The sequence below is a fragment of the Vampirovibrionales bacterium genome (assembly GCA_016712355.1).
Classification (GTDB): domain Bacteria; phylum Cyanobacteriota; class Vampirovibrionia; order Vampirovibrionales; family Vampirovibrionaceae; genus JADJRF01.
Genome location: JADJRF010000005.1, coordinates 439,767 through 454,705, shown reverse-complemented (window position 1 = coordinate 454,705; position 14,939 = coordinate 439,767). Strand labels below are relative to the sequence as shown.

Genomic DNA, 14,939 nt, shown 5'->3' with positions numbered 1-14,939 from the left:
GCGATGGGCGCGCACGCTTCTCACGTCAACGTCCCGACGTCGCCGGCGCGACTAGGCGTGGTGTTGATGAATATGGGCGGGCCCGATGATCGCGCCAGCGTGCGGCCGTTTTTGCGTAATTTATTCAGCGACCCCGACATTATTCGGCTGCCGCTGAGCCGACTGCTGCAACCGGCCTTGGCCCGCTGGATTGTATGGCGACGCGGCGCGCTGGCCGAAGCCGCCTATGCGCGAATGGGGGGCGGATCGCCGCAGTTGCCGTTGACGCGCCTTCAGGCTGAGGCGCTGCAACAGGCGTTAGCGGCCAGCGGGCTGGATGCGCGCGTCTATGTCGCGATGCGCTACTGGCGCCCCTTCTCTGAGGAAGTCGTCCGGTTGATGGCGCAAGACGGCGTGACGCATCTGGCGGCGCTGTCGCTGTACCCGCATTTTTCTTACACGACGACGGGCTCCAGCGTTAAAGCCCTGCGCGCGGCGCTCGCTCAAAGTCCGTTAGCGCAGACCCCGCTTTCCATCATTGCCGGATACTGCCGACGTCCTGCTTATCTGGCGGCGCTGGCGGCGCGCATTCAGGAAGGATTACAGGCGTACGACTGGACGTGTCCGGCGGAAGCGGTCACGATTCTGTTTAGCGCGCACAGTCTGCCGGTTTCTCACGTTCGGCGCACGCGCGATCCGTACGCGACGCATCTCGATCGCTGTGCGCATCGGGTCATGAGAGATTATTTCCCGCGAAATCCCTGGACGATGGCCTATCAAAGCAAAGTCGGGCGCATGCCCTGGCTGGCCCCGTCCACGCTGGAGACGCTGAGTCAGGCGGCGGCGCGCGGAGCTGACAATATCCTGACAGTCCCAATCAGTTTTGTTTCGGATCACATCGAAACGCTGGTGGAGCTAGACGAAGAAGCGTTGCCGATGGCGCGCCGTCTGGGAGTGTCGCGCTGCGCCCGCGCGCCGGTGATGAATGCCCATGCCGATTTTATCGAACTGCTGGCCGCTCTGACGCGCGAGCGCGTGATGAACCGTTGGCGCGATGCGTTTTCCATGCCGGTTGTATCGACGCAAGGGCAATCGTGATGATGAGCCATTCTCCTGAGCCTCTTTCTGAGACGTTTTATGACGCGATCATTGTCGGCGGCGGCATTAGTGGGCTGACTGTCGCCTTCGGTCTGTCACAGACGGGCGCCCGGATTCGTCTGCTGGAGAGCGCTGCGCGCGTAGGCGGCGTAATCCAGTCGGCTCGGGAACAGGGGTTTCAAACCGAGGCCGGGCCCAATACGTTTTTGAAATCTGCCGATGCCATTCGAGGCCTTGCGCAAACGCTGGGATTGACGCCCTGCGGCGCATCGTCGCAAGCGAAAAACCGCTATATTTATCGGCATCAGCGCTTGCTCGCCCTCCCAACGTCGCTGGGCGCGTTTATTAAATCGCCTTTGCTGAGCCTGCAAGGCAAGGCGCGCCTGCTCTGCGAACCGGCTCAACCTGCGCGGCGAACGGGCGATGACGAAAGCGTGGCCAGCCTGATGCGCCGACGTCTGGGACCCGAAGCGCTGGCGGCGGTGATTAATCCTTTTTTGGCTGGCGTGTATGCGGGGGATCCCGAAACGCTGAGCGCGCAAGCGGTTTTCCCCAAGCTGGCGGCGTGGGAGCGTCAGTACGGCGGTTTTGTCAGCGGGGCGCTCGCTGCGAGATTTTCTCAGAAGAAACCGGCCTCGCCTTCTGCCGGACGCAAAGGCCAGGATCCTTCGGAATCTGCTCTCTATAGCTTTGAGGGCGGCATGGAGGCGCTTCCTAACGCGCTGGCCGCCGCGTTGCCCGCGCACGCCGTGCTAAGCGGGGCCGCCGTGATTGCGCTGGAATCGCTGCGACAGCCCCAGGCCGGTTATCGGCTCACGCTGGCGGATGGACGCTCGTTCGACGCGCGTTCGGTGATTCTGGCCACGCCCGCTGATACGGCGGGGCGTCTCTTGGGCGGGCTGTTACCGGCTGCGCCGAGAGATTTCCTCGCGTCGATTCCGTATGCGTCGGTCAGCGTGGCGCATCTGGGAGTGGAACGCGCGGCCATTCCGCATGCGCTCGACGGATTCGGATGTCTGATTCCGCGCGGGGAAGGCGTTCGCACGTTGGGCGCTATTTGGGCCAGCGCCCTGTTTCCCAACCGCGCCCCGCAAGATTACGCGCTTCTTAGCGCCTTTATCGGCGGGATGTGCGACCCTGAGCTGGCCGACTGGGACGATGCCATGCTGGCCAATGCCGCCTTGGCCGATATCTCAGGTGTTTTTCACTGTCCTCAGCCGCTTCGGCCTGTTTTTCAAACTATGACGCGCTGGCGGCGCGCTATTCCGCAAGCGGTGGTGGGTCATCCGGCGCGGGTGGAATCGCTGCGTCATTCGCTGGCAGCGCTTCCAGGCGTTTTTCTGGCGGGGAATTACCTGAACGGCGTCTCGGTCAACGATTGCGTCCGCGAAGCCCATCGCGTCGCCGCTCAGGCCCAAGCGTTTCTGCAATCTCACCCCGCAGCGAGCGCCGTTTTATGAGCCAATCGCGCGCCGGGTCTGAACCGTTCGCCCTGTCAATGGGCGGAGAACCCCTGTGGAGGCGAGCGGACTCGAACCGCCGACCCTCTGCATGCAAAGCAGATGCTCTACCAGCTGAGCTACGCCCCCACAACCGGGTGAACGCTCCCACTATACCCGCAACCGACGCCCGGCGCCAGAGGCTCTTCAGGTCGCAAAGCGTCTTTGTTCGGACAGGCGGCGCGCGATGACCCTTCTGGATATTTCGGCTCCCATCGACGGGCGTCTGGTTGTCTGGCCCGGCGATCCCCCCATTGAGGCGTATCGCGCGCTTGATATCGCCCGCGGCGACCCGGCTACCGTCAGCCGCTTGTCGTTGGGCTCGCATACGGGGACGCATGTAGACGCTCCTTGCCATTTTCTGCCTGACGGTCAGACGCTGGATGAGATGCCACTGTCGATTTTCGTTGGTCCGGCGCGCGTTTTCGAGATTGCGGATCCCTGCGCCATCACCGTTGAGGAGCTGGAGGCCTTCGACTGGGCGGGCGTGTCGCGCGCGCTCTTTAAAACGAAAAACAGCGCGCGTCCCTGGTTCCATGAACCTTTTCATGAAAATTTTGTCTATGTGTCTCTGGCGGCGGCAGATTTTCTCATCGCTCGCGGCGTTCGCCTGATTGGCGTTGACTATTTGTCAGTAGAAGCCTTCGACAGCGTGGGCGCGCCGTGTCATAAACGCTTGCTCGGCGCTGGCGTGGCGCTGCTGGAGGGTTTATACTTGGCGCAGGCCACAGCGGGCGACTACGACCTGACGTGCCTGCCGCTGGCGCTTGTCGGCGCCGACGGCGCACCGGCTCGGGCCATTCTGCGGCCCCTGTCTTCAATGGCGTAAGCGCGAGGAGGGATGTTGACCATGCTGGAATTACCGGGATTGCTCGAAATGCGGGAAACGGCTGCCGCGCGCCATGCGGCGCTTCTGGAGGCGTTGCGGCAAGAACAGGCGATCGCTGTTATTCGCGCCTATACGCCCGATGGCGCGCAATGGGCTGCGGAAATTCTCTTGGAGTGTGGGGTCAACGCCATTGAAATCACCTGCACCGTGCCCGACGCCGCGCTCGTGACGCAGAATCTGGCGGCGCAGTATCCTCAGGCGCTGTTCGGCGCCGGGACGTTACTGTCCATCGATCAGGCGCAGGCGATGCGAGAGGCGGGCGCGCGATTTTTCGTCTCGCCTGTTCTCGACGAGGCTCTGATTCGCTGGGCGCACGAGGCGGGCGTTGCGTACTTTCCGGCGGCCTTCACGCCGACCGAGATCATGCGCGCGTTTTCGCTGGGCGCGCCTGCGGTGAAGGTGTTCCCGGCGGCGCAAGCGGGCGGGGCGGCGTTTTTGAAGGCCCTGCATGAGCCCTTGGGCGAATTGCCCTTGATTCCGACCGGCGGCGTCACGCTGGAGGATTTTACTGAATATCTGGATCAAGGCGCGCTGACCGTCGGCCTGGGCGGCTGTCTGGCTCCTGTCCAGGCGATCGGCGAGCGTAATGAAGGGGAGTTACGAAAACGCGCTCAAACGTTGATTAGACGTCGAGATCGCTATCGTCAGCAATTGGCGCTCCCCAAACGATGACGCGTCGTAGCGCCGCTCGCCGCGCCATCGCTCCCGAGGCGGATGCTCTGCGGGTCGGTTGCGGCTGGAGTGAAGACGATACGAATCAGCCGTGGGTCTTAATTGAAGCGACGGCAGGCGATTCGCATCCCTGCTCGTCGCATCTGGAGGCGCTTTCAAAAGATGTCGAGCGCGGCGTGGTGACGACGGGCGGCTCGCCTGCGCATTACCGCTGTACGGATATCTGCGACGGCATTGCGCAGGGCTCTCCCGGCATGGATTATTCCCTGGCTTCTCGCGAAGTGATTGCCATGGCGTGCGAAATGCATGCTCAGGCGGGGCATTTTGACGGCGTGGCGTTTCTGCCAGGCGGTGATAAAGCGGTTCCGGCTCATTTAATCGCCGCCGTTCGTCTGGATCTGCCCGCCATTGTGGTTCCCGGCGGGGTGATGGATTCGGGCCCAGACGGCATGACGCTGGAAGGCGTGGGCGCGGCGGCAGCGCAACTGGCCCGTGGCGAGTTGGATGCGCCCGCGTTTCGCCGTCTTCAGATGTCTGTCTGTCCTTCTGCGGGCACATGCGCCTTTTTCGGGACGGGGGCGACCATGCAGTTGCTCTGCGAAGGCTTAGGCCTGGCACTGCCTGGCGCTGCGCTGATTCCTGCCCATCTCAACGCGCTGCGCCAGAACGCGCGTGAGGCGGGACGCCAGTTGATGGCCCTGATCGACGCGGGTCTGACGCCTCGGCGGATCGTCACCGATGCGGCGATTCATAATGCGTTGGCCTTACATGCGGCCTGCGGCGGCTCGACCAACGCCCTGTTGCATCTGGCGGCGCTGGCGCGTGAAGCGGGGCTGGCGTTCTCGTATGAGGCGGTCAATGCAATCAATCGCGAAGTGCCGTTTCTGCTCAACGTGAAGCCCTCAGGTCGTTTTAACGCGAATGTGCTGTGGAAGGCGGGCGGGGCTTACCGCGTGTTTCAGGAAATCCGCCCATGGCTGCGACTCGACGCGATGACGGTAACCGGCCGGACGCTGGGCGATAATCTGGACGCCTTGCAGGCGGCGGGATATTTCCAGGCGCAGGCGGCTTTGCTCGCCAATCATGGCTTGCGACCCGAAGAGGTGATTGCTTGTCGCGATGCGCCGCTGCGTCCGTGCGGCGGCTTGCTGGCCTTATTCGGTACGCTCGCGCCGGAGGGCGCGGTGATGAAAACCTCAGCGCTGCCGGAATCCATGCGACGCTTTGCCGGACGCGCGCGGGTTTTCGACGCTTCCGCCGATGCGTTGGCGGCCATTCACAGTGGCGCGATTCAGCCGGGCGACGCCGTGATTATCCGCTATGAGGGCCCGGCGGCCAGCGGTATGCCTGAACAATTCTACGTGACCGAGGCCATTGCGTCGCATCCGCGCCTGTGCGAAAGCGTGGCGCTGATGACCGACGGTCGCTTTTCGGGCGCGTCGCGCGGGCCGGTGATTGGTCATGTCGCGCCAGAAGCCATGCGCGGCGGACCGATCGCCCTGATTGAAGACGGCGACGGCGTGGCGTTTGATCGGGACGCCGGATCTTTGCATATAATAGGGGTAGGCAGTCTGGAGAGTTCGCATGAACGCGTCGCCCAAGCTCTGGCGCAACGACGCGCGCGATGGACGCCCCCGCCTGCGAGGCATCGCGGCGGCTTATTAGGCGCATACGCCCGGTGGGCGCTTTCGGCCCCGGAAGGAGGCGGATTATCGACATTCTGAGCATTGGCGAGGCCATGGTGGAATTTTCAAGCCGCGGAGAAATCCGCTACGCCGAGGAATTCTCCAAAGCTTACGCGGGCGACGCCCTGAATACGGCGGTGATGGCCAAGCGCCTCGGCTCCCATGTTGGTTTCCTGACCGGGCTGGCCGACGATCCGTTTGCTTTTGGCTTGCAGCAGCTGTTTTTGATGGAAGGGCTGGACACGCGCCCCTCGCGCAAGATTACAGGCGGTTTTACCGGGATGTATTTCATCGCCCAGGAAGAGAACGGGAATCGCGAGTTTCTTTACTACCGCAAGGGCAGCGCCGCCTCGATGATTGGCGAGCGCGATATCACCCCGCGTTTGTTCGAATCGCTCAAAATGGTCTACGCGACGGGGGTCACGCTGGGCTTATCGCCTTCGATGCGCCAGGCCGTCTACAAGGCATTTGCCATGGCCCGTGAGCGCAAGATCATGACAGTCTTCGACCCGAATTTCCGCAATCGCCTGTGGAAGAATCGCGCCGAGGCGTTTGACGCTATGGAAGGCCTGTTGCCTTACGTCGATGTCATCATGCCGACGGTGCCGGATGATACGCAGCCGACGATTGGCCTGCACCGGCTTGATCAGGTCGTGGAATACTTCTGGTACAAGGGCGTGCCGTTGGTGGTTGCCAAGGCGGGTGAGCAGGGCTGTTATCTGGGGTTTCGGCGTCAGATTGAGCACGTCCCCGCGCTTAAGATCGATCGCGTTGTAGACCCGACCGGCGCGGGCGACGCGTTTAATGGGGGGTTTCTGCACGGATTGGCCACGGGCCGCAGCTTGCTGGATTGCGCGCGACTGGGCATCACCGCCGCCGGTCTGAAGGTTCAGCGCGACGGAGCGTTAAAGTCGCTGCCCAACCGCGAGTCAGTGTATTCGCGGGCCTTTTCGATGAGCGCCAGTTAGGGCTTACCAGCGAGTGTCAGTTTAGGGCTTACCAGCCCATTTGCTGAAGCTTTTTCTGCACCTGTTGGCGCGTCTGCGCCAAAGCGCCGCTGTTGTCGATAACGAAATCTGCCTGTACGACCTTGCTGGGCAGCGGCAGTTGAATATTGATGCGCGCTTCGGCCTCTTCCCGGTTGAAGCCGCGATGGGTCATCAGCCGCACGATTTGCTGATCGCGCGTGGCCTTCACCACCCAGATCTCGTCGTACTCGTCTTCCAGGCCATATTCAAATAAGACAGGAATCACGGCGACGGCCAGTTTTTGATCGTTGTGTGACTCGAAAAAGCTTTGAATCTGCGGGGCGACCTTGGGATGAATCCATCCGGCCAGGCGTTGCAGCGAGGCGGTATCGGAGAAGACGCGGTTACCCAGTTTTTTGCGATCCACTTGCCCGTCGTCGCCAAAAACGTCTGCGCCGAAGGCGTCGCGGATATTGGCCTTGAGCTCTTCGTCGCGCTGGTAGACTTCGGCCGTCAGTTCGTCGGCGTCAATGACGGGAACGTTGTACGAATCCAGAATCTCGCGAACGACCGACTTGCCGCACGCGATGCCGCCGGTGAGCGAAATGCGTTTGACGGTGAGCGGCGCGGTCGCGGAAGCGGCGGGCTGGACGACGGGTTGGGTCATGGCGAAGGGAACTCCTTACAAGCGGCGCGTGTACCAGATGTACCACAACAAGGCCGTGACGCGCAAAACGCAAAACGTGCGCGCGTCGACCCGCCTTGCATTTCTTTTCGCTACAATAGCCCGCATGGACGATACGGCCTTTTGTTCGATTAGGCGCGCCCGCTGGACGTCGGCGCTGCGTGAGGCGTGCGCGTGGTGTCTGCCGCCGGATATGCCCGCCAATCAGACCGTTTTTCTGTGGATGACGGCTATTTTCGTAGCGTGTCTCATTATTGCCAATCTCATCGGCTCGCTGCTGTTTCGCGTGGCGACGCCGTGGGGGCCGACGGCGCTGTTGTCGGCGGGGATCATTCCGTTTCCGGTGACGTTTTTGTTAACCGACCTGCTCAACGAGTTTTTCGGGCGGCAGGCCGCGCGGCTGGTGACGATTATCGGCTTTGCGGTTTCGGTGCTGGTTTATGGCTGTCTTACGCTGGCGCGCGCGCTGCCTGTTGATCCGCGATCACCGCTGAGCGGGGCGGAATTCACCCATTTCTCCGGTCTGTACACCAGTATGATTGTCGCTTCGCTGGCGGCCTATCTGGTGGGGCAACTGCTCGATATCCAGATTTTCCATGTGTTTCGCGCCTGGACGCGGCATCGCTTTCTATGGCTGCGCGCGCAAGGCTCGACCGTAATTTCCCAGTTGTTTGATTCACTGATCGTCACCGCTGTCGCCTTCTGGGGGCAGCTTTCGATAGAGGCAATGGGCCAATTGGCCTTAAGCAACTACGTGTGGAAATTCGCCCTTGTCGCGCTGATTACGCCATTTCTCTATTTGGGCCACGCCTGGCTCAAGCGCCTCATTGGCTGGCAGGAAGTCTTGCTGGCGCGTCGAGAACCCGGGTATGGCGATCCGCACGAATAGAAGCGCTGCAAATAAATCGGTCTAGCGAACGTAAGGCTTTGACGCGCGCCCGTCCGGGAAGATGGTAATGCGGGTGCCATCGGGCAGGTCCACAAACGTAGAGAGATTGGGAAAAAACCGGAACACGATGCGGCGTCCGTCTTCCAGCTGATGCACCTGATAGCCGTGACGATCGTCATATATTTTGGCGCCCGACTGAATGCCGCCGGTCATGGCGAGGACGCGATTGAGACTTTTTCGCACGTCGGCATTCATGGCGACGTCCTGTTCGACGCTGGCGTAACTCATGATGATATCTCCCACGCTGGACTCTGATTGAAAACTGCCCCGTTTTGACGCATCTACTGATATAAAAACGAAACAGCCAGATTTGTTGCGTTATGAGCCGCTATTTGCCTACCTTTGTGACAAAAGCGCAGAAATAAAAGCCGTCTCGATGCAGAGGGACTGAAGAGCGAATAGGCGCTCGCGCGTATATTTCGTCAGAAGCGTTTTTCTACTGTAGCGGTTTTTCGGTCTGTTGATAAGGAGGATTTTTTCACTGCCCGTTTGGACAGTCCGGGGGTGCTCTCCTCACCCGGCGGGCGACGCCGTTTGGCGGATTGAAATGCGCAGGGTGTCGGCGTCACTTTTGCAAATGGCGGCAATCTCGCGGCCTTCTTGGCGAAAGCTCGCTGGCAGGCGTTGCGCCGATTCGGAGTCGGCCAAGACCCAGACTTCCAGAATTTCGCCTGCGTTGAGTTTCTCCAGTGCGAGCGAGGCTTTGACAAAATTGAGCGGGCATTTCTCTTGCCGGAGATCCAGCACGCGGGCGGGTATTTCAGGTGGCTGGGTCATGGCAGGGGTGTCTCGTTGCCGGGCGTCGCCTCGCGATCGCAGGGGCAGTCGGCGTTTAATCCTTCTCGGCGAGGACATGGGGACGGATCAAACGCTTGCCATGGCGTCAAAAAGCACTCGCGCTGCTGAATATAGCGCCAGCAGTAAGCCGCCATGGCGGCTTCTGAACGCTGAAATTCCTTGCCAAGGCAGCTTAAACACGTGGGGTCGTCGATGACGCCCACGGCGAAGTTCATCAGTTGGACGCGCTCACAAAATGGCGCGCCGCATAGCGGGCACGCGTAATCAAAAAAAGCGGCGTCTGCATTCAACGGCGAAACAGGCTTCTTTTAGCTGCAAAAGCCAGTTAATCGCGCGCGTGAGCGACGGCCTGACTTTCGCTTTCCCAGATATCCAACACGCGATCCATGCGCGTCAGTTCCATCAGGTGCGTGACCTGCGTATTCAGGCCAAACAGCGTGAGGTTGCCCCCATTCTTTTTGCAGGCCTTTAAAATAGAGATGAACACCGCAATGCCAAAACTGTCGAGCATTTGAACATTGGTTAAATTGAGGGTGACGTGCTGAACGCCTTCTTCCAGCAAACGCAGGACGTAGTTTTTGAGCACTTGGGTTTTGGGATATTCAAAGCGATCTTCTTTGATTTCGACGACGGCGCAACCATCGACGAGGCGATGTTCCAACTCCATGGGCGGCAGCCTGACCTTTCACACGACTTGCAATGCCCCGAAAAGGGGCGCTCTCACGACTCATCTTATCATAATCATCGCGCAGGAATGCGTCGTCCCTCATCCAGATGATTGCGTGGGGACGCGCGGCGATTACAGCGACAGCGTCAGGGTCATGAATTCAAAGTCGTCAAAATCAATCGGGTCGCTCAGCGGCAGCTGGTAGCCGGAGCGAATCTCCAGCAGGTTCATTCCGTTTGGGATGATCAGACCCGGCGGCGTCTGGAACGATTGCCCAGAGCCGTTGAGCGCCAGCTCGCCAATGACGCGGCCATTCAGTAAAATTTGCGCGGGACTGCTAGAGATACGTAAGCGGCTTTGTCCTGCCGCATGGGCGGCTTCGGTATCCAGCCCTAATACCGCGCCAATGCGCAGAATCGGCGCGCGCGACAGCGTGACGCCTGCGGTCGAGAAAGGCAGGCGGATGGCGGGTCCGCCCGCATCGAGGCGAAAGGCGCTGGCCCCCGCTGAACGCGTCGAATAACGATTATCGCCCAGATGGCGCCAGACGTTGTCGAGCGCCAGAACGCCCGAACTGGCGCTGAGCGTGGCTCTCAACGGCCCTTTTGCATTAATGCCGCTCTGCAGGGTCAAGCTTTCAGGAGAAAACCCGGTTTTGGCGATATTCAGAATAAAGCGTTGGCCTTGTGGGAGGCCGCTCAGAGAAAATCGCCCGTCGGCGCCGCTAACAGTCGAACGATTGAGGGCGGGAACGCTGACCACTGCCCCGCGAACCGGCGCGCCGGACTCGCGAGCCACGACGATCCCGCTGATGGTATCTGAGGCGTTGGCGTTGCGCGTTGGCGCCTCCAGAACGGCGTTTTGCTGAATGCCGCCGGAATAAACCCGAGAGGCAGCGCTGAACGCTAAAAGCGATAACGTGACCCCGAAGGCCGTGAGGCTGGCGAGTATCCGTAAGGTAAGTCGCAAGCGCATGACGCGAGTCTCCCGAAAAGTCGTTTTCCTGTTGGCAGGCATGCTTCCAATCGAAAGTATAGGGCGTTTCTTCGCCGATGCATTTCCTGATACAATAAAGACCATTGCGACGCTGTTGAATGCGTCCGTTTCGTTCGGGATAGCGATATTTGCGCGCTTGCCACAGCCGCCTGAGAGAGAGACCACCGCCGGATGGAAGACGTTGGAAAACGCGCAGGATCCCTGAGACATTCGCTTTTGCAGCCCGCTGAAACGTCGCGCCGCGTCGCGCCGCCTTTAATCAGTCCGGCGGGGGCGACCCCGCAAGCCGCCGCGCAATTGCTGGAAGAACGCGTCGGGGCGTTGGCTGGTCATATGGCCAAACAATGGCAAGAGCACGAACAGGCGCAGCGCAACGCAAACCGTATGTTCGATTCGCTGCTGGGCGAGCTGGAAATTCTGTGCGCGTGCTTTCGAAAATCGCTTGCGCCCGAGCAAATTCCGCATCAACGCGTCGAATCCCGGATCGACGCTGATCGCTCAGTCGGGATTTTGAATCTGCTGTGGCACACGGTCAGTTTTACGGCGCGCGGAAACGCCAAGCCTTTGGCGATGTACCGCCATGGACGGGACCCGGTATTTACCGGCCGCATAGTTGCCCTGCTCGGCGACTTTCATGAATTAACCCGACATGATCCGTTCCACGATTTTTCGGACTTACTGACGCATGAGATCGCCTCGCTGTATATTCCAGCGGACCCGCAAACGCCGACGGTCATGAGCATTCGACATCTCGGTGATGAGGAGCATTATTTTGCGCAACCAGAGGCCCCGCGTCTCTTTGTGTTGAAAATTGTGGAAATGCTGTGCGTGGGCGGTTATTTTCACGAAAAAGAATATTACTAATAAATAACATTGCTTAAAGCGCGTTTGTTGCTCAACCCGCGTGTTCTGCGAATCTTGGACAGTCTTCGGCGGGGATGCTACGATAGGGCGCGTTTCCACAACCATGCGGACGGGTGCTGTCGAATGCGAATTGCCGTAAAAAGAGCCGTCGCTGCGTACTGCGCGCTGCTGTGGCTTTGCGCCGTTGGCGGGTTTTCTGCCATGGCCCAGACCGAGCCCGTCTCGTCTAAACCGATCGTCCCGGAAATTCCGCTGGTCGTTCAGGCTCCTGTCCTCGTGGCCGACGCGCCAAAAGTCCTGATGGCGCCTGCGCGTCTGCGTGCGCAGATGCCGCTGGTGCAGTGGCGTCGACGCGAGTCGTTGAATCATCTGTATCAATTCGATGAAACAGCGCTCGTGGGGCGTACGCCCCTGATTCTGTTGCCGGGGCGCGCGGAAGAATTTCAACAGAATTCGTGGTGGAAGAAGTTCCGGCGCATGACGCGTGATAATAAGCCGTTTAACGCCCGCTACAAGCTTTACGCCTTTATCTATAATTCCAGCGACGAGTTGGCCGTGCAGGCGGCAGATTTTACGCGGGAAGCCAACGCCTATTTCTCGGATTTCCCGGTTCAGGGACGCGCAATGACCCTGATTTGCTACAGTTTGGGCGGGATGATTACGAGCGAAGCCATGCGCGATCCCTCCCTGCTTGCGCGCGTCGATCGCGTGTTTGCCATTGCCGTGCCGTTTCATGGGTCGCCCATGTTTGACCCTGAGTGGTTTACCAAATATCTGCGTCCGGGGAACCATTCGCCCATCCGTCGATTTTGGGATCGCAGCGCCTATCGGCTTTATCTTTTTGGCAAAAGTAACCTGAAAGACGGGCTTCGCTGGCAGAACTTTGACGGTTCCAAGCCCTTATACGGCAAGCCGGAGGTGTATGGGCACATGCTGGTCGGCGCCGCCGAGCCGTATCACCCACATCCCGTTACGGACGCTTTTAAACGCAAGCTGATTGTCTACGCCAGTTATCTGGAAAACCCCTATACAAATCCCGAAAAATACAAGAAAAAGGGCGTGACCCAAATCATTAAAATGCCCCTATATTTGCCGCGCGCGGTGGTAGGGTCGTTGCTGCCGATTTATGGCGTGTCGGTCCATTCGATTTTTTCATACATGAATATTCAGTTGGCGAATCTGCCGACTTATGACCCGGAGAATCCGCTGGGCAAAAACGAACGCTTGTATCGCTATAACGACGGCGTTTTTCCTTTAACGAGCATGTTATTTCTGCCGGCGCGCGCGCGGCCTTATCGAGAGAATTTTGAAGACATGCTTCCTTTGATGGATATTCGCTCGGCGCGCGTATTTGTGGGCATTGATCACGTTGAAATCGGCGAATACGCCCGCACGCGCCGACGCCTTATTACGTCCGATGCGCTCGATCCCAAGGCGGGCGCGCGTACGCCGCATCAATGGTTGATTCTGGACTTAATGCGCCCGGCGCTGTTTCCCGAGCAAAAAATGTCTTTGACCTCTCACCTGACGGCCGGAAAAGGTCCGTCAAAACGCGACTAGGGCGAGGCGGGAGACGGTGAGGCGGGCGGCGAAACCTCAGCGTCTTTTGCTGTCTCGGGCGCGCTGAGCGTCGGCGCCAGTTGCGCGATTGCGTCTTGCGCGTCTTGAATTGCCTGAGTGAGACGCGCTTGCTCGTCCGAAGACAAGTCTTTCTGCGTCAGGCGCGCGCGCGCTTCTTGTAGATAGACGCCATAGAGCCTGATGGCCTCTTGCTTGAAGCCCGCATCTGCGCACGATTGCGCCAGATAGCGGCGCATGTCGTCGCCGACTGGAATCAGGACGTCGGCCGCTCGGTACAACAGCGCTGTTTTGGCCAACGCGCTTTGCCTGACTTCGGGCGATGCGCCTTCTGCCTCAAGAAGTGACAAGCCAGCGTAATTAATGAGCGCGTCCGGCTTGAGGGCCTGACGATCCAGAGCGAGCGCGTCCTGAGCGCGACCCGAGATTTGATACGCATAGGCCAGCGCCTTTTGTGCGGCGAGATTCTCCGGGTTCAGTCGCAGCGTGCGCGTCAACGCGATAATCGCCTGAGGCGTCCGGTTCAGCTTCAGCAGACACACGGCGAGACGATACGCGGCGCGGTCATGCCCGGGCGCTAGCGTCTGGGCTCGCTCAAAGGCGTTGGCCGCCGCCTGCATTTCGCCGCCGAGTTCGCAACGCAGGCCATCCAGATAAACGAGTTCGGCTTGATCGGGCCAATATTCCAACGCTTGCTTTAAGAGCGCGTCGGCTTGCGCGCGCGAGGGGGCTCCGCCTGTGGAGAGGGTTTCTCGGATGAGCGTCTCCCAGGCTGCGTAAAATGCAGGCGATTGCGTGATCAGCGTTTGAAGGGCGGCCACGGCGTCTTCACGCTGCCCGGCGTCCAGTTGTAATTCGGCGTAAAGCAGGGCAGCAACAGGATCGCGCGGATTCTGCCTTCGAAAGGCCTGAATGGCCTCCAGCGCCGCGACGGTCTCGCCTTTTGCGCGCTGTCGCCAAACGGCTTTCAATGGGTCAGGCGCACCCCCAGTTGCGTTGGAGGCGAAATAACCGTCCAGCGAGAATAGGGGAGAGTGCCAAGCGGGCGCGGCAGAAGTTGAAGATGCGGCGGCGGGTGCGGGCTGATCAGACGCGCCAGGAACGCTCTGAGTGTTTTGCGCCTGCGGGGCGGCGGTATCGACTCCGATAGAAATCGTCCGCCCTGCATTGACGCGGATTTGCGGCATTCGCGCCAAGCGCGTTTCCAGCGCAATACGTACGTGCGGGCGGCCTTGTGGGCCGGGCCCCGGCAGCGATTCTTCCAGCGTGACGCGCTCCACGTCAGCGAACGTCTTGATAATAGCGGCGCGAATGGCGTCAAACCGCTCGCGTAGCGCAGGATCAAAGCGAGCGTCGTCGCCTTCCAGCACCAGTCGAAAGCGCCGATCGGGCAAACGATCCAGTGATAGGACAGGATCAAAGGCGCCGTCTTCAACGGTTAGTTCCAGGCGTTGCGTGGCGCTGTTGGCCAATATATCCACAATCCGGGCGGGCGCGTCGGCATAAGCGCTGGTTGAGAGCGCCCAAAATCCCAGCGCTGTAACCCACACGGCGGTGGTTGCCGTGGCTCGTCCCTCGCTTCCGCGCGCGCGCCTTAAGAGAGCACGCATCA

16 protein-coding genes and 1 tRNA gene are annotated in these 14,939 nt (G+C 60.1%); 9 read left to right on the top strand and 8 right to left on the bottom strand.

Features of this window, described 5'->3' with window-relative positions; genetic code table 11:
• Positions 1–3: 3 nt before the first annotated feature.
• Positions 4–1,077 carry a ferrochelatase gene (hemH, locus tag IPK79_03520; protein ID MBK8189497.1) on the top strand — a complete coding sequence of 358 codons (1,074 nt, stop codon included), beginning with the start codon at positions 4–6 and terminating at the stop codon, positions 1,075–1,077.
• The gene (gene hemG / locus IPK79_03515) at positions 1,077–2,537 is read left to right on the top strand and encodes a protoporphyrinogen oxidase (GenBank protein ID MBK8189496.1); all 1,461 of its coding nucleotides are present in this window, start codon (positions 1,077–1,079) and stop codon (positions 2,535–2,537) included. Before hemH ends, hemG begins: the two co-directional genes overlap by 1 nt.
• Positions 2,538–2,593: 56 nt before the next feature.
• On the opposite strand, the gene IPK79_03510 is transcribed toward hemG, so the two are convergent.
• Positions 2,594–2,666: transfer RNA gene (locus IPK79_03510), tRNA-Ala, on the bottom strand.
• A 97-nt stretch (positions 2,667–2,763) separates the two neighbouring features.
• Here IPK79_03510 and IPK79_03505 point away from each other — a divergent pair.
• The 4 genes from IPK79_03505 to IPK79_03490 are packed head-to-tail and all read left to right on the top strand — an operon-like array spanning position 2,764 to position 6,790.
• A complete protein-coding gene (locus IPK79_03505; protein ID MBK8189495.1) occupies positions 2,764–3,405 on the top strand; it encodes a cyclase family protein in 642 nt (213 codons plus the stop codon).
• 21 nt (positions 3,406–3,426) lie between these two features.
• Positions 3,427–4,137 (top strand): bifunctional 4-hydroxy-2-oxoglutarate aldolase/2-dehydro-3-deoxy-phosphogluconate aldolase, encoded by a 711-nt coding sequence (locus IPK79_03500; protein ID MBK8189494.1) that lies wholly within the window; start codon positions 3,427–3,429, stop codon positions 4,135–4,137.
• Positions 4,134–5,861, top strand: coding sequence for a dihydroxy-acid dehydratase (locus IPK79_03495; protein ID MBK8189493.1), 1,728 nt, complete (start codon positions 4,134–4,136; stop codon positions 5,859–5,861). Before IPK79_03500 ends, IPK79_03495 begins: the two co-directional genes overlap by 4 nt.
• Positions 5,816–6,790 carry a sugar kinase gene (locus IPK79_03490; protein ID MBK8189492.1) on the top strand — a complete coding sequence of 325 codons (975 nt, stop codon included), beginning with the start codon at positions 5,816–5,818 and terminating at the stop codon, positions 6,788–6,790. Before IPK79_03495 ends, IPK79_03490 begins: the two co-directional genes overlap by 46 nt.
• Positions 6,791–6,818: 28 nt before the next feature.
• Here the strand turns inward: IPK79_03490 and IPK79_03485 are convergent, their stop codons facing one another.
• A complete protein-coding gene (locus IPK79_03485; protein MBK8189491.1) occupies positions 6,819–7,457 on the bottom strand; it encodes a dephospho-CoA kinase in 639 nt (212 codons plus the stop codon).
• On the opposite strand from IPK79_03485, the gene IPK79_03480 reads away from it, so the two are divergent.
• Positions 7,456–8,364, top strand: a complete 909-nt coding sequence (locus tag IPK79_03480; GenBank protein MBK8189490.1) for a queuosine precursor transporter — start codon at positions 7,456–7,458, stop codon at positions 8,362–8,364. The genes IPK79_03485 and IPK79_03480 overlap by 2 nt on opposite strands.
• Before the next feature lie 21 nt (positions 8,365–8,385).
• On the opposite strand, the gene IPK79_03475 is transcribed toward IPK79_03480, so the two are convergent.
• The 5 genes from IPK79_03475 to IPK79_03455 all read right to left on the bottom strand — a co-directional run bounded on the left by IPK79_03475 (position 8,386) and on the right by IPK79_03455 (position 10,864).
• Complete coding sequence (locus tag IPK79_03475) at positions 8,386–8,652, bottom strand: hypothetical protein (GenBank protein MBK8189489.1); 267 nt, start codon at positions 8,650–8,652, stop codon at positions 8,386–8,388.
• Positions 8,653–8,937: 285 nt separating this feature from the next.
• A complete protein-coding gene (locus tag IPK79_03470; protein ID MBK8189488.1) occupies positions 8,938–9,201 on the bottom strand; it encodes a sulfurtransferase TusA family protein in 264 nt (87 codons plus the stop codon).
• On the bottom strand, positions 9,198–9,437 hold the full coding sequence (locus IPK79_03465) for a hypothetical protein (protein ID MBK8189487.1): 240 nt from the start codon (positions 9,435–9,437) through the stop codon (positions 9,198–9,200). Before IPK79_03465 ends, IPK79_03470 begins: the two co-directional genes overlap by 4 nt.
• Positions 9,438–9,547: 110 nt before the next feature.
• Positions 9,548–9,889 (bottom strand): STAS domain-containing protein, encoded by a 342-nt coding sequence (locus IPK79_03460; protein ID MBK8189486.1) that lies wholly within the window; start codon positions 9,887–9,889, stop codon positions 9,548–9,550.
• Between the two features lie 132 nt (positions 9,890–10,021).
• The gene (locus IPK79_03455) at positions 10,022–10,864 is read right to left on the bottom strand and encodes a carboxypeptidase regulatory-like domain-containing protein (GenBank protein MBK8189485.1); all 843 of its coding nucleotides are present in this window, start codon (positions 10,862–10,864) and stop codon (positions 10,022–10,024) included.
• A gap of 192 nt (positions 10,865–11,056) precedes the next feature.
• Here IPK79_03455 and IPK79_03450 point away from each other — a divergent pair, with 192 nt between their 5' ends.
• Together IPK79_03450 and IPK79_03445 are read left to right on the top strand one after the other, a co-directional pair.
• Positions 11,057–11,749, top strand: a complete 693-nt coding sequence (locus tag IPK79_03450; GenBank protein MBK8189484.1) for a hypothetical protein — start codon at positions 11,057–11,059, stop codon at positions 11,747–11,749.
• Positions 11,750–11,872: 123 nt separating this feature from the next.
• On the top strand, positions 11,873–13,309 hold the full coding sequence (locus IPK79_03445; protein MBK8189483.1) for a hypothetical protein: 1,437 nt from the start codon (positions 11,873–11,875) through the stop codon (positions 13,307–13,309).
• On the opposite strand, the gene IPK79_03440 is transcribed toward IPK79_03445, so the two are convergent.
• On the bottom strand, positions 13,306–14,937 hold the full coding sequence (locus IPK79_03440; protein MBK8189482.1) for a tetratricopeptide repeat protein: 1,632 nt from the start codon (positions 14,935–14,937) through the stop codon (positions 13,306–13,308). The two genes, IPK79_03445 and IPK79_03440, sit on opposite strands and share 4 nt — an antisense overlap.
• Positions 14,938–14,939 lie beyond the last annotated feature (2 nt).